The organism is Mesoterricola silvestris (assembly GCF_030295405.1).
GTDB lineage: Bacteria > Acidobacteriota > Holophagae > Holophagales > Holophagaceae > Mesoterricola > Mesoterricola silvestris.
This window is the reverse complement of the sequence record NZ_AP027080.1, coordinates 207,643-231,026: the sequence shown is the minus strand read 5'-3', so window position 1 is coordinate 231,026 and position 23,384 is coordinate 207,643. Positions and strand designations below refer to the sequence as shown.

Annotated in this window: 18 protein-coding genes; 4 read left to right on the top strand and 14 right to left on the bottom strand. The window is 69.4% G+C overall.

All coding sequences use genetic code 11. The features are described from left to right. Nucleotides 1–141 precede the first annotated feature (141 nt). The 4 genes from R2J76_RS00995 (at nt 142) to R2J76_RS00980 (ending at nt 5,461) form a co-directional block, all read left to right on the top strand. A complete protein-coding gene (locus R2J76_RS00995; RefSeq protein WP_316413916.1) occupies nt 142–1,191 on the top strand; it encodes an NAD-dependent epimerase/dehydratase family protein in 1,050 nt (349 codons plus the stop codon). Beyond that, entirely contained in the window at nt 1,188–2,972 is a 1,785-nt protein-coding gene (locus R2J76_RS00990; RefSeq protein ID WP_316413915.1) for a thiamine pyrophosphate-binding protein, read from the top strand. Before R2J76_RS00995 ends, R2J76_RS00990 begins: the two co-directional genes overlap by 4 nt. Nucleotides 2,973–3,050: 78 nt before the next feature. Next, on the top strand, nt 3,051–4,124 hold the full coding sequence (locus R2J76_RS00985) for a nucleotidyltransferase family protein (protein ID WP_316413914.1): 1,074 nt from the start codon (nt 3,051–3,053) through the stop codon (nt 4,122–4,124). A gap of 23 nt (nt 4,125–4,147) precedes the next feature. Beyond that, entirely contained in the window at nt 4,148–5,461 is a 1,314-nt protein-coding gene (locus tag R2J76_RS00980; protein WP_316413913.1) for a radical SAM protein, read from the top strand. On the opposite strand, the gene R2J76_RS00975 is transcribed toward R2J76_RS00980, so the two are convergent. The 14 genes from R2J76_RS00975 to R2J76_RS00910 all read right to left on the bottom strand — a co-directional run bounded on the left by R2J76_RS00975 (nt 5,448) and on the right by R2J76_RS00910 (nt 23,176). Further along, entirely contained in the window at nt 5,448–6,647 is a 1,200-nt protein-coding gene (locus R2J76_RS00975; protein ID WP_316413912.1) for a class I SAM-dependent methyltransferase, read from the bottom strand. The two genes, R2J76_RS00980 and R2J76_RS00975, sit on opposite strands and share 14 nt — an antisense overlap. Then, the gene (locus R2J76_RS00970; RefSeq protein WP_316413911.1) at nt 6,644–8,074 is read right to left on the bottom strand and encodes a glycosyltransferase family 2 protein; all 1,431 of its coding nucleotides are present in this window, start codon (nt 8,072–8,074) and stop codon (nt 6,644–6,646) included. Before R2J76_RS00970 ends, R2J76_RS00975 begins: the two co-directional genes overlap by 4 nt. 5 nt (nt 8,075–8,079) lie before the next feature. Further along, the gene (locus tag R2J76_RS00965; protein ID WP_316413910.1) at nt 8,080–9,342 is read right to left on the bottom strand and encodes an FkbM family methyltransferase; all 1,263 of its coding nucleotides are present in this window, start codon (nt 9,340–9,342) and stop codon (nt 8,080–8,082) included. A gap of 51 nt (nt 9,343–9,393) precedes the next feature. Further along, a complete protein-coding gene (gene neuC / locus R2J76_RS00960) occupies nt 9,394–10,575 on the bottom strand; it encodes a UDP-N-acetylglucosamine 2-epimerase (RefSeq protein WP_316413909.1) in 1,182 nt (393 codons plus the stop codon). Between the two features lie 15 nt (nt 10,576–10,590). Next, nucleotides 10,591–11,613: an N-acetylneuraminate synthase family protein gene (locus tag R2J76_RS00955; RefSeq protein ID WP_316415875.1), complete on the bottom strand. Its 1,023-nt coding sequence runs from the start codon at nt 11,611–11,613 to the stop codon at nt 10,591–10,593. A gap of 24 nt (nt 11,614–11,637) precedes the next feature. Next, on the bottom strand, nt 11,638–12,963 hold the full coding sequence (gene rfbH / locus R2J76_RS00950; protein WP_316413908.1) for a lipopolysaccharide biosynthesis protein RfbH: 1,326 nt from the start codon (nt 12,961–12,963) through the stop codon (nt 11,638–11,640). Next, nucleotides 12,950–14,332: a UDP-glucose dehydrogenase family protein gene (locus R2J76_RS00945; RefSeq protein ID WP_316413907.1), complete on the bottom strand. Its 1,383-nt coding sequence runs from the start codon at nt 14,330–14,332 to the stop codon at nt 12,950–12,952. The genes rfbH and R2J76_RS00945 overlap by 14 nt, the downstream gene beginning before the upstream one ends. Beyond that, nucleotides 14,329–15,393 carry an NAD-dependent epimerase/dehydratase family protein gene (locus R2J76_RS00940; protein WP_316413906.1) on the bottom strand — a complete coding sequence of 355 codons (1,065 nt, stop codon included), beginning with the start codon at nt 15,391–15,393 and terminating at the stop codon, nt 14,329–14,331. Before R2J76_RS00940 ends, R2J76_RS00945 begins: the two co-directional genes overlap by 4 nt. A 10-nt stretch (nt 15,394–15,403) precedes the next feature. Further along, complete coding sequence (gene rfbF / locus R2J76_RS00935; RefSeq protein ID WP_394366812.1) at nt 15,404–16,177, bottom strand: glucose-1-phosphate cytidylyltransferase; 774 nt, start codon at nt 16,175–16,177, stop codon at nt 15,404–15,406. 97 nt (nt 16,178–16,274) lie between these two features. After that, nucleotides 16,275–18,035, bottom strand: a complete 1,761-nt coding sequence (mutL, locus tag R2J76_RS00930) for a DNA mismatch repair endonuclease MutL (RefSeq protein WP_316413904.1) — start codon at nt 18,033–18,035, stop codon at nt 16,275–16,277. Nucleotide 18,036: 1 nt separating this feature from the next. Then, nucleotides 18,037–19,314, bottom strand: a complete 1,278-nt coding sequence (locus tag R2J76_RS00925; RefSeq protein WP_316413903.1) for a glycosyltransferase — start codon at nt 19,312–19,314, stop codon at nt 18,037–18,039. A 15-nt stretch (nt 19,315–19,329) separates the two neighbouring features. After that, on the bottom strand, nt 19,330–20,142 hold the full coding sequence (locus R2J76_RS00920; protein WP_316413902.1) for a purine-nucleoside phosphorylase: 813 nt from the start codon (nt 20,140–20,142) through the stop codon (nt 19,330–19,332). Continuing rightward, nucleotides 20,139–22,106 (bottom strand): hypothetical protein, encoded by a 1,968-nt coding sequence (locus R2J76_RS00915; protein WP_316413901.1) that lies wholly within the window; start codon nt 22,104–22,106, stop codon nt 20,139–20,141. Before R2J76_RS00915 ends, R2J76_RS00920 begins: the two co-directional genes overlap by 4 nt. Before the next feature lie 104 nt (nt 22,107–22,210). Further along, on the bottom strand, nt 22,211–23,176 hold the full coding sequence (locus tag R2J76_RS00910) for a LysM peptidoglycan-binding domain-containing M23 family metallopeptidase (protein WP_316413900.1): 966 nt from the start codon (nt 23,174–23,176) through the stop codon (nt 22,211–22,213). Nucleotides 23,177–23,384 lie beyond the last annotated feature (208 nt).

Sequence of the window (23,384 nt, the reverse complement as noted above, 5' to 3'; positions counted from 1 at the left end):
GCAAGAAGCAGTCCAGTTAGCAGTTATGACCCGGCCCCGGGCATGTGGCAGGCATCTTGCTTCGGTGGGGGTTCCGCCTGGATCCGTGCCGGCCCGGAAACCCTGTCCCCCCCCCCAATCCCCCCACCCAGGTTCTGCCCCATGGGCGTCAACCCCTTCGATTCCTTGCCAGGAGCCGACCTCGATCCCATCCTCGCCCGCACCGAGGATCTGTGGCCCTCCCTCCAGGGGGGACGGATTTTTGTCACCGGACCCACCGGGTTCTTCGGGAGCTGGCTGGTGGAAAGCTTCCACCACGCCCAGCGGCGGCTCGGGTTCAAGGGCACGCTGGTCCTTCTCTGCCGGGATCCCCGGGGCTGGGCCGAGCGCCATCCCCACCTGGCGGCTTCGCCGTCCATCCAGGTGCACGGCGGCAGCCTCGAAGCCTTCCGGCCGCCGGAGGGGGCCTTCCACGGCCTGATCCACCTGGCCGTGGCCACCGAGGCGCCCCTGGTCCAGTACCGCCACATGGTCGACGGGGCCAACCGCGTCCTGGATTTCGCGGCCGCCAGCGGCGCGGCGCGCCTCCTGTTCACGAGCTCGGGCGCGGTGTACGGCCCGCCCCCCGAGGGTTCCGGCCCCCTTCCCGAGGACTGCCCCTTCGCCCCGGCCACCGGGGATCCCGGGACCGCCTACGGCCAGGCCAAGCGCGCCACGGAATTCCTGTTCTCCGCCTTCGCCCGGGAACAGGGCGTCCAGGCCATCCTGGCCCGGTGTTTCGCGTTCGTGGGGCCCGGCCTGAAGCTGGACGCCAATTTCGCCATCGGCAATTTCATCCGGGACGCCCTCCGGGGCGAACCCATCCGCATCCTCCAGGACGGCACGCCCCTCCGGTCCTACCTGTACGCGGCCGACCTGGCCACCTGGCTCTGGACGCTCTATTTCCGGGGGCCTTCCTGCCGCCCCGTGCACGTGGGGAGCGACCAGCCCATTTCCATTGCGGACCTGGCCCGGCGGGTGGCGGACCTTCTCCACCCCGGCCTCGGGGTCACGGTGGGCCGGCGCCCCGAGGAAGGCCGGGCCCCCTCCTGCTATGTCCCCGCCATCGACCGGGCCCGCACGGAGCTGGGCCTGGAACCGTGGACCGGCCTGGACGAGGCCATCCTGCGAACCGCCGCCTGGCATACCCATTCCCGAAGGGGCACCCCATGATCAAGGTTTCCGACTACGTTTCCGCCTTCCTGGTGGCCCGGGGAATCGAGGACATCTTCCTGGTCTCCGGCGGCGGGATCATGCACCTGCTGGAATCCGTGGGCCGCCAGGAAGGGCTCCGGTACTGGTGCAACTACCACGAACAGGCCTGCGCGGCGGCCGCCGAGGCCTGGGCCAAGCTCCACCGCCGGCCCTGCGCCGTCCTCGTGACGGTGGGCCCGGGGGGCCTCAACGCCCTCAGCGGCGCGGCGGGAGCCTGGGTCGACTCGGTCCCCATGCTGGTCTTCACGGGGCAGGTGAGGCGCGATCTCATGGCGGACTACGGGCTGCAGCGCCAGAAGGGCCCCCAGGAGGGGGACCTGGTGGGCCTGGCGGGACACCTCACCAAGTACGCCGTGACGGTGCGGGAACCGGACCGGATCCGGTACGAACTGGAGAAGGCCTGGTACCTGGCCACCTCGGGCCGGCCCGGGCCCGTCCTCATCGATCTGCCCCTGGATGTCCAGGGGGCCCTCGTGGACGAGGACGCCCTGGCCCCCTTCGCCCCCGCCCCGGAAGCGGCCCCGGCCCTGGAGGAGGCCGTGCGGACCGCGGCCGCGTGGATCCGGGCCTCCCGGCGCCCCGTCCTCATGGCCGGCAACGGCGTGGGGTGGGCCCGGGCCGGGGACGCCCTGCTGGACCTGCTCGCGGCCACCCGCATTCCCGCCATCACCACCCACACGGCCAAGGACCTCCTCTGGGAGGACCATCCCCAGAACCTGGGCTGTTTTGGCCCACTGGGCCAGAGGCGGGCCAATTTTACCCTCCAGAACGCCGATCTCCTCCTGAGCGTCGGCTCCGGCCTCTGCGTGGCCAAGAGCGGCTTCAACGTGGCGGGCTTCAGCCCGGGCTCCCGCAAGATCCTGGTGGACATCGATCCGGGCCAGTTGCACCACCAGCCCATCGCCGCGGACCTCGCCGTCCAGGCCGATGCCGGGGACTTCCTCCGGGCCCTGGGCCGGGCCCTGGACGCCTATGAGCCTCCCCGTCCGTGGCTGGAGGCCTGCGCCCAATGGAAGGCCCGCTACCCCACCCTGGAAGCCGAGCACCTGGCGCCCTCGGATCACGTGAACACCTACCGGCTCCTGGACCGCCTGTCGGACCATATGGACGGGAAGGACACCGTCGTCACCGGGAACGGGATGGATGTGGTGAGCTACATCCAGTCCTTCCGCATCACCCGCGGGCAGCGGGCCCTGCAGAACGGGAACTGGGGCGCCATGGGGTGGGACCTGCCCCTGGCCGTGGGGGCCGCCGTGGCCCGGCCCGGCCACCGGGTGGTCCTGGTGACGGGGGATGGCAGTTTCCAGTGGAACATCCAGGAGCTTCTCACCCTGGGGAGCCACCGGCTCCCCGTGTGCATCTTCGTCCTGAACAACCAGGGCTATTCGAGCATCCGCGCCACCCAGAACACCTACTTCGGGGGCCATTTCGTGGGCGCCGAAGCGGGCAGCGGGGTGGCCAACCCGGATTTCCGGCTTCTGGCGGGAGCCTATGGCCTCGCCTACGACCGGATCGATCCCGCCGCGGACCTGGATGCCGAGCTCGAGCGCGTCCTCGCGGGCCCCATGCCCCGCCTCTGCGAAGTCCCCGTGGCCCCGGACCAGCCCATCAGTCCCAAGGCCAGTTCCGCCCGCCGGGCGGATGGCACCATGGAGAGCCGCCCCCTGGAGGACATGTTCCCCTTCCTGCCCCGGGAGGAGATCCAGGCCAATATGATCGGGCTCCGGGGCGGCGCCTGAGGCCCGGGCCCCCCGACCCCTGGAAATACCCCTCAAGCTTCCTGTCAACCTGTCCGATGTCGCCAGACGAGCGCGCCCATGAACCTCAGCGTCATCTCCACCCTTGAAGTGCCAGCCGATTGCACCATCCGGTCCCTGGTCGAATGCATCGACCGGAGCGGCCGGCTGGGCGTTGCTCTGCTCACCCAGGAAAACGGGTGCCTCCTCGCGGTGATCACCGACGGGGATGTGCGCCGGGGCCTGCTGGCGGGGCTCAGCCTGGAATCCCTCGCCCTGGACCTGCTGCCCATCAAGAACCGCATGCCCAATCCCAAGGCCGTCACGGCCCCCGTGGGCACCGATTCGGCGCATCTCCTGGAAATCATGCAGGAAAGGCACATCCGGCAGATCCCGCTCCTGGATCCCCAGGGCCGGGTGGCCGATATCGTCACCATGAACGATCTGCTGCCCACCAAGCAACAGGAGTTGCGGGCGGTGATCATGGCGGGGGGCCTCGGCACCCGGCTGCGCCCCCTCACGGACGATACCCCCAAGCCCATGCTTTCCGTGGCGGGCCGGCCGGCCATGGAGTGGATCGTCGAGCAGCTCAAGCGGGCCGGGATCTCCCGCATGAACGTGGCCACCCACTACAAACCCGAAAAGATCATGGACCACTTCGGCGACGGGCGGGCCTTCGGCGTGGAGATCAACTACGTCAACGAGGAGCTCCCCCTGGGCACCGGCGGGGCCCTGGGCCTCCTGGAACCGCCGGAACACCCCTTCATCGTCATCAACGCCGACGTCATCACCCATCTCGATGTATTGAAGATGCAGGATTTCCACCAGGAGCACGGGGCCGACATGACGGTGGCCATCACCCGGCAGGAATTCGAGGTCCCCTTCGGCATCGTGGACTGCGAAGGCGCCGCCCTGACCCGGCTCCGGGAGAAGCCGAAGATCAACCTGATGGTCAACGCGGGCATCTACCTCCTGGAACCCCGGGTCTATTCGTTCATCCCCCAGAAGGGCGAACGCTTCAACATGACCGACCTCATCCAGTGGCTCCTGGACGCCGGGCGCCCCGTGGTGGGCTTCCCCATCCGGGAATACTGGATGGACATCGGCGAGCACAAGAACCTCGAAACGGCCCAGGACCACCTGTTGGACGCATGATCCACCCCGGAAGGCGATGACCCATGATGGATATCCAGAACTTCTATGCCAAGGCCCGTTCGGGCGACCCCGTGGATCCGGGCCCCCTGATCCAGCACCTCCGGTCCTATGGGAACGTGATCATCTGGGGGGCGAGTTTCCTGGGCAAGGCCATCGAAAGGCAGCTCCGGCGCCACGGGATCGCCGTGGCCCGGTTCTGGGACGAACGCGCGGACGACATCTGCGATCTCCCGGACTTCGAGGTTTCCAAGCCCTTCACGGGCGGCCAGGTCCCCGGGGAGACCCTGGTCATTTTGGCCATCGGGAACCTCATCATCCAGAGCGGCTTGGCCAGTCGGATCGAGGCCGCCGGGTACGACCACCTGCTGGGGGATGTGGTCTACATGGCCACCGGATGCCCCGTCAGCCTGAAGAGCGGCGTTGACGGCACGGCCTGCATCCGCAGCCTGACCTGCAGGTTCATCTACTGCCCGCGCATCAGCAATGTCCTCAATCACCGCGCCCTGGGGGGGACCGTACCGGAGGATGGACCGCTTTCCATGCAGAGCATCACCCTGGTCATCAACCAGGTCTGCAGCCTCGGGTGCAAGTATTGCAGTTCATACATGAACGCCTATCCCCGGGAGGATCGCGTCAACTTTCCCCTGGAGGGGATCCTCCGGGACATCGACCTGTTCTTCGGGGCGGTGGACAGCGTCGGCTCCGTCACGGTCATGGGGGGCGAGCCCTTCCTCCATCCCCACATCAACACCATCGTGGAGGCCCTCCTCGCCAAGGAGAACTGCGGGCTGATCGCCATCCCGACCTCCGGGACCTGCAGGATCCGGGACGAGCAATTGCGCTCGCTCCGGGATCCCCGGGTCATCGTCACCTTCTCGAACTACCTGGAATCCATCACACCGAGGCAGAAGGAACTGTTCCACCGGAACGTCGAGCGGGTCCGGTCCGCGGGCGTCTTCTGCTCCGTGGGGGTCGCCATCCCCCAGTGGATGATCCCGGCCACGATGGAGGACAAGGGCCTCAGCGTGGAACGCATTTCGGAAATCACCCAGGCCTGCACGCCGCGGTACCTCCAGATCAAGAACGGCAAGCTCCATCCCTGCGACTATGCCAATTCCTTCCACAATCTCAAAGTGGCCGATTACCCCGCCGACTACGTCACCCTCGCCGTCCCGGAAACCCGGGCGGAGCTCCGGCGGAGCATCCGGTCCTGGATGGGGGCGCCCTACTACCGGACCTGTGGCCACTGCGGCGCCCAGGGGGAACTGTCCGGGACCTCGAAGGCCGGCGAACAGGGGTTCGTGGACCTGCTGCCCCCCAGGGTCAGGGCCAGATGAGCTTGGAGAGGGGCAGCACCGGCCGGCCTTGGTCCGCCTGCCCCGACAGCGCCTGGCACAGGGCAGGCTCGTGCTCGGGGGAGGCGACGAGGATGAAATCGGGCCCCAGGGCCTCGAGTTCCCCGTAGGGGCGCACCGGGATGCCGCCCAGCGCGGTTCCCGCGGCCCGGGGATCGCGGTCGCAGAACCCCAGGATATTCGCCTCCCCCAGGCGCGTGTGCTCCAGCAGGCCCCGGGAGAACCGTCCCGCCGGCGCCACCACCAGGGTGCGCCCTTCCGCGTTCCACTGGTCCACCAGGGCATTGACGCGCCTGACCACCGTGCCGTTGATCATCGGGTCCACCCCGGGGGCGGAAAGGCTGGGCAGGGGCTCGGGCACCCGGGGCGCGAACAGGTCCAGGAGCCGGGGCCACCTGCCGAGGCGCGAAGGCCGCGCCAGGATCCCCAGCGTACCCCCGCGGAGGATCCCCCGTCCCAGGGGCCGCAGGCCGGCCCGCGCCAGGAGCCGGAACACGGACCGCGGGGAGTAGAACGACACATGTTCATGGAGGAGCGCCTCCCCGCGGGCATGGAAGTCCCGCAGGCCGGGCCAGTGCTCCAGGGGAACCTCCAGGCAGATCAGGCCTGAGGGCTTGACGCAGGCCTTCAGCGCCCCCAGCAGGTCGAGGGGAAAGGAGACGTGTTCCAGGACGTTGCTGCAGAGGACCAGGTCCTGGCTGCGGGGTGCGGGGGGGGCGGCGTCGAAGGACAGATCGTAGGACGTGACGCTGGACCGGGGAAACACGCCCTTGGCCAGCCACCCGTCCCGTTCCCCCCCGTAGTCGAGGACCTTCGGGAAGGGGCGGGAGATGCCCTCGAAGAGATTCGCCAGGTCCTGGATCCGGGCCTTGCGGGTCGCCTCGCGTCCCTCCTCGAACAGTTCCCGCAGCACGTGATAGTACGGCTCGTGGCGCAACCGCTGGCGGTTGTAGGACGCGTCCCGGTACCCGGCATAGAGCTTCCGGGCCTCCTCCTCGTCGAAACGGTGGTCGAAGAACACGAAATCGCAGGAAGGGCACCTGGCCGCCCGCACCGGGGGCAACGGAGCTCCCAGGCCGCAGCGTTCCGCGATGAACGGGGCGATTCTCGCCGCGGCGAGATCCAGGTGAGGCGTTCCGCAGATGAGGCAGGCCCGGACGGGGATCATCCCGGGCTCCCCACCGCCCGGGCTTCGCCGGCGATCCGGGGGACCATTTCGAGCCACGACACGACCTTCGAGGCATCCCCGCCCGCCTCCGCGAGGATCGACCGGAAGAGGTTCAGGTGATCCTTCTCGGAACTGATGACGATTCCATCAACGCCCCGGCCCTTCTCCGCCAGCCATCCCAGCGGGAAGATCGGCACCCCCAGGAGGCTGCTCCCCTGGCGGGACGGGTTCGAATCCAGGCAGCACACCACGTCGAGGCCCCGCTCCCTCGCCTCCAGGATGAGGAGGGACGCGACGAACACGCTTCCGAAGATGGCGATCCTCCGGAGGCCCGGGTACGGTCCGAAGAGGTTGCGCCCCGCCTGCCGCGAAACCATCCAGGCCATCAGGGCCCGGGTCGCGACGTTCCCCAACGCGCCGGCTTCCTCCGCGCCGCGGCTCCAGAGGGCGGGATCCGGGGAGAGCCCCAGCTGGGACATGAGGATCCCCGCCGGCAGGAGCGCATTGCGGGCGGGGAGATCCGCGGCGAGCTGCTCGAGCTTCGGTTTCCCGTTCCGGATCTTCCGCAGGGTGGACGGGGAGGGTTTCCGGTCCCGCCATTGGCCCAGGGTGGCCTGGAGCCGGTAGCGCTGGAGGAAGGCCTCCAGGATCCCCAGGGTCTCCGGCCCCAACCGGTTGTGCCGGGCCGCGCCCTTGAGGCCGATGACGGTGTCGATGATCGGCCGGAAGACGTCATAGGTGCGGGAATCCTGTCCGGAGTGCTGCCGGTACCGGATCAGGGGCTCCCCCAGGAAACCGATGGGCGCCTTGCGGTTCATGTACGTGAGGAGGTTCATCTCGGAGGTGGCGTCCCGGGTCTCCTTGCTCTTGCGCTTCCGGACCACGCCGTAGTAGAGCTCCTGGACGGCCGCGGCGGGGATCAGGCGCCGCCGGTACATGAGCCCGCTCACCAGGATCCAGATCCGGTCCTCCAGGACGTTCCGCACGTATTCCCCGGGGCCGTAGACGCGGTCCTCCGTCCCCGGGTACAGGGTGGTGCCCACGTCCTCCCCGGATTCGTTCATGAGGTGCATGTTCGCGCCCACCGCCGTCATGCCCGGATGGGCGGCCAGCATCCCGAACTGCCGCCGGGCCAGGTCCGGAAGGAAGATATCGTCGTCGTGGGCGATCAGGATGTACTCGCCCCGGCCGATGACGTTGGTCGCCATCCCGTTGAACTCGCGGGAGGTGCCGGGCGGGTTCCGCACGTAGCGGATGCGGGGATCCTTGAAGCCCAGGATCACCTCCGGCGTGGCGTCGGTGCTGCCCCGGTCCAGGATCAGCAGTTCGAAATCCTCGAAGGTCTGGTCCAGGATCCCCTGGATGGCCTTGCCCAGCCACGGGGCCCGGTTGTACGTCGTCAGCGCGATGGTGAGGGGAAGGGTCATGGCGGCTACCGGGCGACGATCAGGTTGTCGGTTTCGAGGTACTCCGCCTTGAACCCGCCTTCGGCCAGGACGCCGAGCATGTCCCCGATCAATCCCGGATGATCATTGGCGTGGGGTTCGAGGATGATCCTCGGGTGGAGCCGGCGAAGCGTCGGCATGCTGGATACCAGGATCGCGAGCTCGGCCCCCTCGGTGTCGATCTTCACGACATCCACCCGGTCGAGCTGGTGTTCCCGGAGGAGGGTCTCCAGGCGGATCGTCCTTACGGAGGCGGACTGCCCGGGGGCGGTGCTCCCCCCCTCCAGGTCGAAATCGAAGCCGTCGGTGAGGCCGGAGCTCATCGCGCCATCGCACTGGAAGCTGGCCATGCCGTCCGTGGACCAGACGGCTGCCTGGATCATGCGGACGTTCGCGAGGCCCAGTTCCCGGACATTCCGTTCCAGGGCCTGGAAATTGACGGGATCCGCCTCCACGGCCACCACGAGCCCGTTTGCGCCCACGGCCTTCGAGAAATGGTAGGCCGAGTCCCCGTTGAAGGCGCCCAGGTCCAGCACCACCTCCCCCGGCGCCGGGTGGACGAGGTCCAGGTATTGGTAGAGAAGGCCCTCGGGCTGGACGACGGAAGGCGTGAAGAGCCGGGCCCCCGAGGCGCGGTAGGTGTGGTACCCGGGCCGGGAGAAGTCCAGGACCTGCTCCCCCGAAGGCAGGGTGACCGGCAGGATGTCGTGGAAGAAGTCATCGAAGCGCCGGAACGTCCACTCCAGGATGGTCCAGTGCTCGGTCCGGGCCAGGACGGACCGGCCGGGGCTCCCGGGTTCCCTCAGACGGAGGAGGCCCGGGCCCTCGTCCACCAGGGCGAACCCCTTGCGTTCGGCCCGGCCGGCGAGATCCCGGTACCTGGGAACCTGGAAGTCCCGGCAGAGGTCCACCACGTCGATCCCCGAACCGGCGAGCAGGGCGGTGAGTTCCGCATGGATGCTCAGATGAAACCGGGTGGAGCAGATCAACACCGCGTCCGGCCCAAGGGCCGGGATTCCTTCCGCCGGGACCACGGGCAGGGCACCGTAGGTGCCGCCGAATTCCTGGGGTGCCCGGTCGGCCACGCCCACCAGGTCCAGGGCGCCGAAAAGCCCTTCGTCCACCATGGCGCGGGTGAGCTTCCCCGCGGGGTAGGCCACGGCCCGCACCTTCCTCCCGGCCCGGACGGGAGGGAAGAGCTCCAGGCTCTTCCGGACCACGGCGGGGATGGGAACTTTCTCTTGGGTCATGGGTCGTTCTCCGTCTGGGTGCGGGCGTCGGGGGGAAGCCCGGCCGGGGGGTCAGAAGGTCATTTTCTTTCTCACCAGGGCCTGGCCCATGGGGAGGGTGGCGAGGACGTCCGCGATCCGGGGACCGGCCTGGCCTTCCCCGTAGGGGTTGAAGCAGGTCCGGCACAGGGCCCGGAACTCCGCATCGTCCACGCACCGGCGCATGGCCTGGAGGATGGCTTCCTCCTCGTAGGGGACGTCCAGGACGTTCGCGGCCCGCATGCGCCCCTGCTGCCGGGATCCGATGTTGACGGCCGGACAACCGAAGATGGGCGTCTCCTTGAGGCCCGCAGAGGAATTCCCCGCGAGGCAGCCGCGGCCCAGCCGGCCGATGACGTTGAGGAGGCCGTGGAAACGGTGGCGGCCCAGGCTCCGGGTGAGGGTGATCCCGGGCAGGTCCTGGAGCGCCGCCAGGCGCTCGATGATGGCCCTCCCGCCGGCGTCGTTGTTCGGATAGGTGATGATCACCTGCCACCCTTCGGCCGCGAGCCGCTCCAGGGCCCGCAGGCTCGGCTCCACCTGGAGGACGGCGGCCTCGAATTCCGTGGCGACGGAGTGCTGGCAGAAGAGCGCCACCGGCCGTTCCGCATCGAGCCCCAGATCGGCCAGGACCGCCTCGGGGGCGGCGAAGCGCCCCTCCCGGATGAGATCCAGGGCCGGCAGTCCCACGTCGAAGACCCGCCAGGGCTCCTCCCCGAGCTTCAGGATGCGGTCCCGGGCCTGGGCGTTGGTGGCGAAGTGGACGTGGGCCAGCTTGGTCATGGCATGGCGCAGGGAATCGTCCAGGGCCCCGCCCTCGGTGTAATCGCCGCCTTCGATGTGGGCGGTGGGAAGGTTCATCTGGGTTCCGGCCAGGACGGCGGCCATGCTCTCCGTGCGGTCCCCGTACACGAGGACGAAGTCCGGGCGCTCCCGGGCCAGCAGGTCGCCCAGGCCCACGATGGTCAGGCCCAGGGCCCGGGTGGAGCCGGCCAGGGTGTCCTGCACCGGCGGCAGATCGACGGTCCCGTGCACCTGGAGGCCGTCGGCCAGGATCTCCGAAACCGTGCCGCCGAAGGCTTCCTGAAGGTGGGCGCCCCCCACCAGGAGCCGGTAGTCCAGGCGCGGGTCCCGGTCGATGGCCCGCAGGACGGGATAGAGCAGGCCATATTCGGCCCGCGTGCCCGTGAAGACGGCGATCCTCCTGCGCTCCATAAGCATCCCCGCCGCCTAGGCGAGATCCTCCCAGCGCAGCTGCGTGCCCGCGGGCACGGCCCGCTTGAGTTCCCGCCCCAGGAGCCCCTCGAACTCCGCGGCCAGGATCTCGCCCGTCCCCGGGCGCTTCACCCAGATGTCCTCCGGCCCCAGGCGGGTGCCGGGGGCCAGCTCCCTCAGGGAGACGACGCAGGCGTACGCGAAATCGATGGTGGGCTGCTCTTCCGGGAGGATCGTCTTGCTCCCCCCCAGGGCCTCGAAGACCGCCCGGGAACCCTTGACCAGTTCGGCCAGTTCCGCGGGATCGATGGACAGGGGCACGTCCGGTCCCGGCCAGGCCTTGTCCGAGGTGAAGTGCTTCTCCAGGACCGAGGCGCCCAGGGCCACGGAGGCCAGGCAGGTGTAGATGCCCATGGAGTGGTCGCTGAGCCCCAGGACCGCGTCCGGGAACCGCCGCGCCAGGTCCCCGAGGGCGCCGAGGCGGACCTTGGCGTAGGGCGTCGGGTACATGGACGTGCAATGCATCAGGCAGAAGGGCACGCCCGCGGCCCTCAGGAGATCCACGGATCCCTGGATGGAATCCAGGTCGTTCATGCCCGTGCTGAGGATCACCGGTTTCCCGTAGGCGGCGATGTGGCGCACCAGGGGGTAGTTGTTGCATTCCCCCGAACCGATCTTGTAGGCCTGGACGCCGAAGCGTTCGAGGCGGACGGCGGCGGCCCGCGAGAAGGGCGTGGAGAGGTAGAGGAGGCCGCGCTTTTCCACGTGCTCCTTCAGGGCCCACTCCTCCTCCTCCGAAAGGGAGCACCGGACCATGATGTCCCAGATGCTCTCCCTGGCGTTGGCCGGGATCACCTTGTTGGGCACCATCTCGTCTTCCACGACGTGGCACTGGAACTTCGCGCACTCGCAGCCCGCGGCCTGGGCATCGTCCACCATCCGCATGGCCTTGGCCAGGTCTCCCTCGTGGTTGATGCCGATCTCCGCGATCACGAGCGGGGGATGGCCCGGACCGATTTCCCTGCCGCCGATCTTCATGACGTTCACGCCGTCCTCCCTTGCCTAGTTCCGGGCGAAGAAACCATGGATGACCCCGAGGATGTACTCGATCTGCGCCTCCCCCAGGCCCGGGTACACCCCCACGAAGAAGGTGTCCCGCATGATCCGGTCGGAGCCCTCCAGGCTCCCCGCGACCCGCTTGTCGATGTTCAGGAATCCCGGTTGGCGCAGGATGTTCCCCCCGAAGACCAGGCGGGTCTCGATCTTCGCCGCCTCCAGGTGGCCCACCAGGGCCCGCCGGTCCACGCCTTCGCGCACGGTGATGGGGAAGCCGAAGGGGGACGGATCGGCGCGGGGGTCGATCCGGGGCAGGAGGAGGCGGTCCTCCAGGGGCTTCAGGCCCTGGAGGAGGAGCCGGAAGTTGCGGCGCCGGGCGGCGACGAACCGGGGGATCTTGTCGAACTGGGCCAGGCCGATGGCGGCCTGGAGGTCCGTGGCCTTGAGGTTGTAGCCCAGGTTGGAATAGATGTACTTGTGGTCGTAGCCATAGGGCAGTTCGCCCATGTGCCAGTCGAAGCGGCGGCCGCAGGTGTTGTTGGCGCCGGGGTCGCACCAGCAGTCCCGTCCCCAGTCCCGGAGGGAGAGGAGGGTCCGCTTGAGTTCGGGGGCGTTCACGCAGACGCCCCCGCCCTCGCCCATGGTGATGTGGTGGGCGGGGTAGAAGCTGAGGCTGCTCATGGCGCCGAAGGTGCCCACCAGGCGTCCCTCGAAGGTGGCCCCCAGGGCGTCGCAGCCGTCCTCCAGGAGCCAGAGGTTGCGGCGCCGGGCGATGTCCGTGAGGGCGGCCAGGTCGCAGGGGTTGCCCACCGTATGCGGCGCGAGGATGGCCCGGGTGCGCGGGCCGATGGCGTCCTCCACGAGCCCGGGGTCGATGTTGCAGGTGTCCACCTCGCAGTCCACGAAGACCGGCACCAGGCGGTTCTGGAGGATGGGGGTCAGGGTGGTGGGGAAGGTGACGGCGGGGGTGATGATCTCGTCCCCGGGCAGGAGGCGGCCGGGCCCCGATTCCCGGGCCTTGTCCGCGGCCTCCGCGCAGAGGGCGGAAACCATGAGGAGATTGGCGCTGGATCCGGAATTGACCAGGAGGAAGCCCCGGCTTCCGAAGAAGCCGCGCATGGCCTCCTCGAAACGGGTGGCATATGGCCCCGCGGTGAGCCAGAAATCCAGGGAGGACCCCACCAGGTTGAGGAGCTCGGCCTGGTCGAAGACCCGGCCGGAGTAATGGACCCGGCTCTCGCCGGGCACGAAGGGCTTCGGCGCGTGGGCAATTTCTGCGTATTGCCGCGTCAGTTCAAGGATCTGGGCCCGGAGGGATTCAGGGTTGGACATGGGACTCCCGGGAAGGAAGGGCCGGACCGCGGCCCACCGGTACGTATCGGACGGGGGAGGGCCACCCGCGATCCTTCAGGGCGTTGCGCCCGTCCAGGATCACGGGGGAGGCCATGGCCGCGGCCAGTTCCTCCCAGGGCCATTCCTGGATTTCCGGCCAGGCCGTGGCCAGCACGGCGGCGTGGGCGCCCTCCAGGGCGGAGCGGGGGTCCCGGTGGAGCGCCACCCGGCCTCCCCAGGCCGCCACGGCCGCGGCCTCGGCCAGGGGGTCCCAGGCGCGCACCCGGGCACCCCCGGCGAGCAGGGCCTCCACCAGGGGCTGGGAGGGGGAGTTGCGCCAGTCGTCCGTCCCCGGTTTGAAGGCGAGGCCCAGGACCGTGACGAGCCGCCCCTGGAGGCCGCCCAGCTCCGTCGCCAGGCGCTGGACGATGGCGGCGGGCCGATCCCGGTTGACCCGCACCACCTGCTCCAGGAGGGGCGCCGGCAGACCCCGCTCCCTGGCCATGGCCGTGATGGCGTTCAGATCCTTGGGCAGGCAGCTGCCCCCATAGCCCACGCCCCCGAAGAGGTAGGACAGGATCCCCGGCCGCACGGACTCACCGCCGTGCTGGGGGGTGAGCCGCCGGTCCATGTGGAGGATCTCCAGGACCTGCCGTCCGTCCACGCCGGGCGTGCCCTCGCACAGGGTGTAGATCTCGTTGGCGAAGGATATGCAGGTGGCGAGGAGGGCGTTGGACGCGTACTTCACGAATTCGGCTTCGGTGGGGGTCACGTGGATCCTGGGGCAATGGAAGGCCGCGTAGAGGGCCTCCAGGTCCTCGCCCGCCTGGGCGCCCAAGTGGCCCAGCACCACCCGGTCCGGCTCCATGAAGTCCTGGACCGCGAAGCCCTCCCGCAGGAACTCCGGGTTCATGGCCACCCCGAAACCCTCCCCCGCCACCCGGCCCGAGGCGGACTCCAGGGTGGCGCGCACCAGGCCCAGGGTCGTGCCGGGCACGACGGTGCTCTTGACCACGATGGTGTGGTAGGCGGGATCCCCCTTCAGGTGGGCGCCGATGGTGCGGGCCACGGTCTCCACGAAGGAAAGGTCGATGCGCCCGTCCCGGTCCGGGGTGCCCACCGCGATCATGGAGATCCGGCTGCCCCGCAGGGCGGCCCGGGCGTCCAGGGTGGCCCGGAACCGGCCCTGGGCGAGGTTCTCCCGCAGCAGGGCCTCCAGGCCCGGTTCGTAGATGGGCGTTTGCCCGGCATTGATGAGGTCCACCCGGGAGGCATCCACGTCCACGCAGGCCACCTCGTGGCCCAGGGAGGCGAGGCAGACGCCCGTGACCAGGCCCACATAACCGCATCCGAAGACGGTGACCTTCATCGCTGGTCCTCCCGGTAGGACCGGAAGGTCCGGTCCAGGCCCTCCCGCAACTGAACCTGGGGATCGTAGGGCCCCAGGGCCCGGAGCTTGGCCAGGTCGGGGCAGCGCCGCTGGGGATTGTCCGTCAGGTAGTGCGCGTCCTCGCTCACCCGGTACTGCACCGGGGGCGCCAGGCCGGCCACCTCCCTCAGGGTCTCCGCCACCTGCAGCATCGAGACCTCGTCCCGGTCGTTGCCCATGTTGTACGCTTCGCCGGCGGCGCCTTCCAGGCCGATGAGGAGCATCGCCCAGGTGGCGTCCCGCAGGTAGCAGAAGGAGCGCGTCGCCCGGCCGTCGCTGAGGAGCACCAGGGGCTCGCCCTTCACCGCCGCCTGCATGAGGTCGGGCACGATGCGCCGGTCGTCGATGCGCTGGCCGGGGCCATAGACGTTGAAGGGGCGGCCCACCTTGATGGGAACGCCGTACTGGTCCCGGTAGAGGGCGCAGAGGGTCTCGCTGAGCCGCTTGGACTCGTCGTAGCAGGCGCGGGGCCCCGTGCAGGACACCAGGCCGCGGTAGTCCTCCCGGGTCGGGATGGCGTCCGGGGTGGGGTCCCCGTAGATCTCGCTGGTGCTCAGATGGAGCATCCACTCCACCGGCTGGGTTCGGCAAAGTTCCAGCAGCTGGCGGGTGCCCCCGACGTTCACGTCGATGGTTTCCAGGGGGAAGCGCCGGTAGAAGGTGGGGCTGGCGACGCCGGCGGCGTGGAAGATGGCGTGGATGGGTTCGTCCGGAACGTAGGCCCGGGTCAGGTCGTGGGAAAGGAAGCGGATGTCCCCCCGGCCCCGCAGGTGCTCGATGCGCTCCGGCAGGCCGACCAGGAAGTTGTCCATGGCCAGGATCCGGCAGGGGGTGTCCTGGTCCTGGTTCCAGCAGGCCAGGACATCCAGGACGTAGGCGCCCAGGAACCCGCAGGCCCCGGTGAGGAGGAGGGTGCGGCCCCGGAGCCGGTCCAGGGGCAGGCCCGAACGTTCCAGGATCCACCGGGCGTCCTCCCGGATGACGGATGTGATGCGTGCCATGGCTGCTCCTTCAGTCCCAGATCTTCCAGGGGGCCTTCCCGGAGTTCCACAGGGACTCCAGCACGTTGCGCTCCCTCAAGGTGTCCATGGGGTGCCAGAACCCCTCGTGGCAGAAGGCCATGAGCTGCCCTTCGGCCACCAGCCGCTCCATGGGTTCGCGCTCCCAGATGGTGTCGTCGCCGTCGATGTAGTCCAGGACCCGGCGGTCCAGCACGAAGAAGCCGCCGTTGATCCAGCCCTCCCCCACCTGGGGCTTTTCCGCGAAACCCATGACCTGCCCATCCTTGAGCCGGATCTCCCCGAACCGGGCCGGAGGCCTCACCGCCGTGACGGTGGCCAGCCGGCCGTGGCTCCGGTGGAAGGCCAGGAGGCGGCCCAGGTCCAGATCGGCCACGCCATCGCCGTAGGTGACCAGGAAGAGGGGATCGTCCCCCAGGTGGGCCTTCATGCGGCGGATCCGTCCGCCGGTCATGGTCTGGCCGCCCGTATCGATCAGGTGCACCTTCCAGGGCGGGGCCGTCGGCGCGTGGAAGTGGGTCTCCCCCTTGGCCAGGTCCAGGGAGATATTGGAGTTCATGGCATGGAATTCCAGGAAGTACTGCTTGATGAGATCCCCCTTGTAGCCCAGGGCCACGAGGAATTCCGAGAAGCCATGGCTGGCATAGATGTTCATGATGTGCCAAAGAATTGGCTGGCCGCCAATCTCCACCATGGGCTTGGGCTTGACGGTCGTTTCCTCGGCAAGCCTCGTGCCCAGCCCGCCGGCAAGGATTACGGTCTTGATGGGGTGGGTCATCCTGCCCTCCGGGGACGCACGTTCGGCCGGCATGGACCGGCACCTCGATGTCCTCCAAGCAGGATTCGGGCCTGTCCGCGGGGATTCAGGCCCGCCGCCCGAAGCTCCGCTCCAGCTCCGTCCGCGTGAGCTTCTTGATCACCGGCCGGCCATGGGGGCAGGTGTGGGGCACCTCGCAGGCCAGGAGGTCCTCGATGAGACGCTGGGCAAGGTCGGCCGGGAGGTGGTGGTGCTTCTTGATGGCGCTGCGGCAGCTGAGCTCGGCGTTGAGCTCCCGGCGGAAGTGGTCCAGGTCCACGTGGCCGATCTCCTCCAGGCGCTGGAGGAGGTCGGCGAGGAGGGCTTCGGGGTCCCGGTCCATGAGGAAATCGGGCAGGCCGCGGACCACCACGGCGTCCTCCGCGAAGGGTTCGGCCTCCACGCCGGCCTCGGCGCAGGCGTCCAGGAAGGGCGCCAGGCGTGCCAGGGCCTCGGGACCCACCCGCACCACCCGGGGGGGCATGAGGGGTTGCACGGCGGGCTGGTGTTTCCGGAGGAAATGGCGTTCGTACAGGATCCGCTCGTGGGCCACGTGCTGGTCCACCAGCCACAGCTCGGGCTCGGGACCGCCGGTGGCCTCGGCCAGCAGGTAGGTGGCGTCGAAGGACCCCAGGTACCGCACCGTGGTCTCCGGGACCGGCTCGGCGGCGCGGGAGGTCTCCTCCCGGCGGGGGAAGGCGGCCTCCAGGGCCCGGTGGCCGCCGGTGGCCGGGGGGGTGGCCGCCCACAGGTGGGGGTGTTCGGCGGCCACGGGGGCCAGGGGCCGCTCCAGTTCCGGTTCCAGGGGGCGGGGGGGCAGGTCCAGCACCGAGGCCAGGCCTCCCCGCAGCCCGCTCCAGGCCTCCCGCAGGGCCCGGCCCACCCAGGGGAAGATGCGCTGGGGTTCCCGGAACCGCACCTCGGCCTTGGTGGGGTGGACGTTCACGTCCACCGCGTCGGCGGGCACGTCCAGGAACACCACGGCGGCGGGGTACGAGCCCTTGGGGAAGAAGCCCTCCCAGGCCGAGGCCAGGGCCGCCAGCAGGAGGCGGTCCCGCACGGCGCGGCCGTTGACGAAGAGGTACAGGTGGTTGCGGTCCCGGAAGCTCAGTTCGGGGGGGGAGACGTAGCCGTGGAGGGTCCAGGGGGCGGCGCCGTCCCGGAAGGGCACCAGGGCCGTGAGTTTGTCGCCCAGGAGGGGACCCAGGCGGGCGCCGGCCACGGGAACCGCGGGCAGGGTCAGGCGCCCGCTGCGGTCGGATTCCAGGACCCAGTGGATGGCCGGGGTGGCCAGGGCCATGCGGGTCACCACGCCCCACAGGTGGGCGTGCTCGGTTTCCGTGGCCTTGAGGAAGCGCTTGCGGGCCGGAAGCTGGGCGAAGAGGTCCCGCACGGTGATGGTGGTGCCGCGGCTCCGGCTGAAGGGCTGCACCTCCTTGATGACGCCGAATTCGCAGCGCAGGCGGTGGCCCGCCCCCTCCTGCTCGGCGGAGGCCATGTCGAACCGGCTCACGGAGGCGATGGAGGGCAGCGCCTCCCCCCGGAACCCGAAGGAGGCCAGGTGGCCCAGGTCGTCGGCGGTGCGCACCTTGCTGGTGGCGTGGCGCTCCAGGGCCATGTAGAGGTCGTCCCGGGCCATGCCGCAGCCGTCGTCGGCCACCTCCAGCAGGCGCTTGCCGCCCTCCTCCCAGCGCACCTCGATGCGGGTGGCCCCGGCGTCCAGGGCGTTCTCCACCAGTTCCTTGAGCACGGAGGCGGGGCGCTCCACCACTTCGCCCGCGGCGATCTGGTTGGCCACCTGGTCGGAAAGGACGCGGATGCGGGGCATGTCAGCAGAGCTCCAGGAGGCGGGTGAGATCGGGGTGGCCAGGGAAGGCCGCCAGGCCCAGGGCGAGGACCTGGCGCCCCTCGGCCATGGCCCCCAGGCGCAGGAGGAAGAGGCCCACCAGCTTGTGCCAGTCGCCGCCGCCCCCCTGGGGGCAGTGCTGGATGGCCCCCCAGGCGTCCTTCACGGCCAGTTCCAGCTGGCCGTCCTCCACCCCCAGGCGGACCAGCCGGCCCCACAGGGACGCGTCCGAGGGCGCGGCTTCCACCCCGGCCAGGAGCAGGGCCCGGGCGGCGGCGGGTTCGCCGGCCCGCGCGTGGAGGTCGGCCAGGTCCAGGCGGGCGGTGGCATACCCGGGGGCTTCCCGGAGGCAGGCCTCCAGCAGGACCCGGGCCTCCTCCCGGCGCCCCAGGCGCTCCAGGGAAACGCCGCGCCCCACCCGAGCGGGTAGGCTGCCGGGGAGTTCGGCGAAGACCCGCAGGGCCTCCTCGTGGCGGCCGCTGCGCTGGAGGGCCGTGGCCTGGGTGAGGAGGAGCGTCGGTGGCGCCTCCCGGGCCAGGGCGCGGTACCTCTCGGCGGTGAGGGCGGCCAGATCCCAGTCCTCGGCGGTGGCGGCCTGGATCACCAGGTTGAACAGGCTCAGCAGATCCTCCGGGCGCTCCCGGGCGTCCTCCCGGGCCAGGTTCAGGTAGACGGGCTTCTTGGCTTCCACCCGGTGGGCGAGGGTGAAGCCGAAGTGGTGGATCACCGTGTCCAGGTCGGGGAGGGGCCCCGGGAAGGAGGCCTCCACGCTTTCGTGGATGCGGCCCCGGAAGGCCACCCCGGGGAGGCGCCGGAAGAGCCTCACCGCCCGGGTGTCCCCGCAGGCGGGCCATTCCGCCCCTTCGGCGTACCCCCCCGGGTTGGGCCGGGCCTGGGCATCCATCAGGGTGTAGGCCCCGTCCGGCAGATAGCTGCGCACCAGCACCCGGTAGGCGTCGGCGCCCTGGCAGGCGGCGCGCAGGGCGGCGTGGTCCCGCCCGTCCACGGCCTCGTCCGCATCCAGCACCAGGACCCAGTCGCCGGTGGCGTGGGCCAGGCTGGCGTTGCGGGCGGCGGAGAAGTCCCCGGTCCAGGGGAAGGTGTGCACCTGGGCGCCCCGGCCGGCGGCCAGGGCGGCCGTGGCGTCCGTGGAACCGGTGTCCACGACGATGATCTCGTCCACGAGGCCCCGGACGGAGTCCAGGCAATGGCCCAGGTGGGCCTCCTCGTCCTTCACGATCATGGAAAGGGAAAGCTTCATCCCGTCAGGATAAGCCTAAAGGGCGAGATCCCGCAGGAAGGTGCGCACCAGCTGTTCGAAGCTGGCGGCCGCCGCGGCCCCGGCTTCCAGCACTTCGGCGTGGGTGAGGGGCTGGGGGAGCATGCCCGCGGCCATGTTGCACAGGCAGGAGATGCCCGCGGCCCGCATGCCCTCGTGCCGGGCGACGATCACTTCCGGGACGGTGCTCATGCCCACGGCGTCCGCCCCCAGGGTGCGGAAGGCACGGATCTCGGCCGGGGTCTCGAAGCTCGGGCCGGTGACGGCCAGGTAGACGCCCTGCTGCACCTCCTGGCCCAGGGCCTTGGCCGAAGCCAGGATCTGCGCGGAGAGGGCGGGGTCGTAGGCGCTGGTCATGTCCTGGAAGCGGGGGCCCGGCTCCTGGTTGGGGCCGATGAGGGGGTTGGTGCCCATGAGGTTGATATGGTCGTTGATGACCATGAGCTGGCCCACCTTGAAGGCGGCGTTCACGGCCCCGGCGGCGTTGGTGTGCACCACGGCCTTCACGCCCAACCGGGCGTGCATGCGCATGGGGGCCGTGACCAGGGACATGGGGTTGCCCTCGTAGAAGTGGAAGCGGCCCGCCTGCAGCACCACCTTCCGGCCTTCCAGTTCGCAGAAGATGAGTTTCCCCTGGTGCCCCTGCACGGTCTGCACGGGAAAGCCCAGGTCGGTGAAGGGAATGGAAACGCCCGCCTTGGCTTCGGCGCAGCCGGCCAGGGCGCCGAGGCCCGAACCCAGGACCAGGGCCAGGTCCGGCACGAAGGGGGCGCGGGCCCGGAGGATTTCGAGAGCTGGCTGGATGTTCATCCGTTTACCTTGTCGAGATGGACGGTGACCTGGGTGTCGGACACCAGGGTCGCCGGGCTGAGGAGGCGGATCCGGAAGCGGCGCCAGTTGGGCGTCGTAAGGTCGGAAGGGTTGCCCTTCATGGCCAGGGGGTAGACCGTGTCCGCGCCGGAGGGGAAGAGGTAGGGGTTGTTGATGTCGCCATCGAGCACCACCTCGATGGAGGCGCCTGCCGGAAGGGCGGGCACCGTCGTGACCCGGAAGGTGTAGGTGCGATCCAGGCTCCAGGCCGCCATGGCATAGAGGACTTCGCCCTTGGAGTTGTTGGGGTAGATTTCCGTGACCTGCTCCACGTTGGCCGCGTCCAGGGAGTACCGCTTGACCTTGGCGGCGGCGCCCATGGACAGGGTGAAGCTGGGCAGCGGCGTGGCCAGGGAATCCGGATCCGCGCCCCAGTTGACGGTGTACTTGGGCAGGATGGCGTCGGCGGCGGTCGTCCAGGGGATGTTGAACCTGGCACAGAGGGGCGTGAGCACGGAATCCTGGAAATAGTTCTTCAGGTCCGAGTTGTCCGCGGTCCCCTTGCTCTCCTGAAGCCTCGCCAGCTGCGTGTAGAGGCTGGTGATGTCCGTGGAGATGGTCGCCGTCCCCGAGGTCATGGTGGGGTTGAGGCCGGAATACATGCGCGTGAAGTTGAGGGCGGTCATGTTCGCCCAGGTGGCCGGGGTCCCCGGGGAGGTGATGCCCCCGTTGATGAGGGCCAGCTCCCAGGTGAGGGCCGTGATCGCCGGGGCGGAAAAGGGCCCGATCTGCGAAGGGGAGAGCGCGCTGAGATCACGGATGTCCCGCACCGTCGCGTAGCGGTTGGTCCCGGAGCCCGCGGGCAGGTAGGGGTGTTCCAGGAGGGTCACCGCCATGGCGTCGCCGAAGCCTTCCACCAGGGCCAGGTCCGGGGCGAGGCTGGTGGCGGGCACGCCCGTGGGAACGATGTTCGTCTTGCCTTGGCCGAAAATGGCGTTGCGTCCCATGAGGGCGTAGAGGGTGCCCGTGTCGAAGGCGTCGTCCGGCTGGGCCACGCCGTCCAGGGTGCCCCCGGCGCAGATGGATCCCATGTACCGGAAGGTGGACCCGTCAAAGGACTTGGGCAGGACATTGGGCCGCCATTCCACGAAGGTGCCGCGCCGGGTGGAAAGGCCCGGGCGGTAGTGCATGGCCAGATCCGTCGCGGTGGCGCTGGGCACCGCGTTGCCGATGTTGTTGTTGAACTCGTAGAAGCTGTCCAGGATGGCCGGGATGCGGCTGCCCGCGGCGACGGTCTCGGGGTAGGGGAAGGAAGTCTGGTAGGGCGAGTACCAGGTGGGAAGCACGACCATCCACGGATCGTTCAATCCGATGCTGAAATTCACCACCGTATCGGCGGTGCCCACGGCGGACTGGGTGGCATTTGTGGCGGAAGTGCTGCCGTCGAGGGACTTCCGCATGACGTAGACGGGGCGGTCCATGATCTGGCGGGTGCTGTAGACCCCCTCCGGATCGGCCATGAGGGTCACCGTGGAGGCGGGGGTGGAGGGCTGGGTCATCATGCCCTCCACCTCCACGAAGGTGAGGTAGTTCTTCTTCACCCCGAGGGAGGCGGCGTATTCACCCGTGCTGCCGGTGGTGGCCTGGGCGACGAGGGTCCACACGTCCTTCACCGTGAAGTCGTCCAGGGTCTGGGGGCGGGCCTGGAAGATCCGGATCTTCAGGCCCCGGGCCGGAAGGCTGGTGAACAGGGAGGGATCCGTCTCCAGGCCGGTGGGAACCCCGTTGGCGTCGTAGTGCAGGGGCACCCGCGTGTAGGTCACCGTGCCCGAGATCTTGTACTCCGGGGATTCCGCGGCCTTCTCCGCCAGGGATTTCCTGGCGCAGCCAAGACCGGCGCCAAGCATGACCGCAGCGAGCAGCATGGCCGCGCACGCGCGCAACCCGAAATGACGTACAACCATGATCACCTCTTACAACCGCGCAAAGGCCAAGCCTAACATGGCACACCCAAACATGCTCGTTCCAGGCAGGGATGCGGCGAACGGCGGCAAGGTTCTTGAGAAATCTAATGCCGGGTCTTGGGGGCCACCGCGGCCTGGTTCTCGGCGATCTGGTCGGCGGGGATCTCCTCCACGTCGTTGAGGAACGGCAGGGGGTTCTTCACGGTGCCGTCCACCCGCAGTTCGAAGTGCAGGTGCGGGCCGGTGGCGTTGCCGGTGCGGCCCACCTCGGCGATCTTCTGGCCCCGGTGGACGATCTCGCCTTCCCGGACGAAGTTCTTGCGGTGGTGCCCGTACACGGTCACCACGCCGTTGCCGTGGTCGATGATGACGAAATTGCCGTAGCCCCGCTTCATGGAACCCACGGAGACCACCTGGCCGTCCAGGGCGGCGAAGACGTCGGTGCCGGTGGGGGCCGTGAGGTCGATGCCCTTGTGGCTGCCCCGGTACTTCACCCGGCGCTTGGAGGCCTTGACCTTGATGGTCCGGGAACGCATGCGGGGACCCCAGGCGGAACTCACCGTGCGGGTCTCGACGGGCCAGAGCAGGTCCAGGCGCCCGGGATCGGCCGGGGTGAAGGCCGGTGCGGGGGCCACCACCGCGTCGGCGGGGTCCGCCGGGGGCAGGACGGAGCGGATGCCGGCCAGGGCCGGGCGGGTCTCCTCCGCGGGCGCCAGGGCCGAAAGGTCCCGGGCGGTGGTGGGAAGGATGCGCTCCAGGTGGGTGAAGGTGGTGGGCCCGGGGGCGGGGGTGGACGGCAGGGGGGCCATGGGGACGCCCGGCTTGCGGTGGGAGGCCAGGACGGCCTTGCCCTTCACCCGCACCATGGAGCCCACCAGCAGGTGGCCCATGTCCAGGCCGGGGTTGATGGCTTCAAGCTGGGCCAGCGAAAGGCGGTTGTCCCGGGCGATGCGGGCGGCGGTCTCCCCCCTCCGGACCCGGTGGAGGCTGGAGGCGACGGTCCTGGAAGCCTGAAGGCTCCCGGTCATTCCGGAGATGGCGAGTGCGAGTGCGATTAGGGCAGTGCGCATGGGTTCTCCTCATGCGGGAACAAAATCAGGTTGTGGGACGCTAGGAACCCTCCTGGGGATCACCCCATGGTGGACAATCGGAACTCTGATCCTAGCCACCGCCTTCCCCCCTGGCAAACGAAAATGCATTTCGTTTGCGCCGAATGGAATCAAGGAAATAGGCCATCACCCTTTGTTCTCAAGGGGATCACTGCCCGCTCGCCCGGGG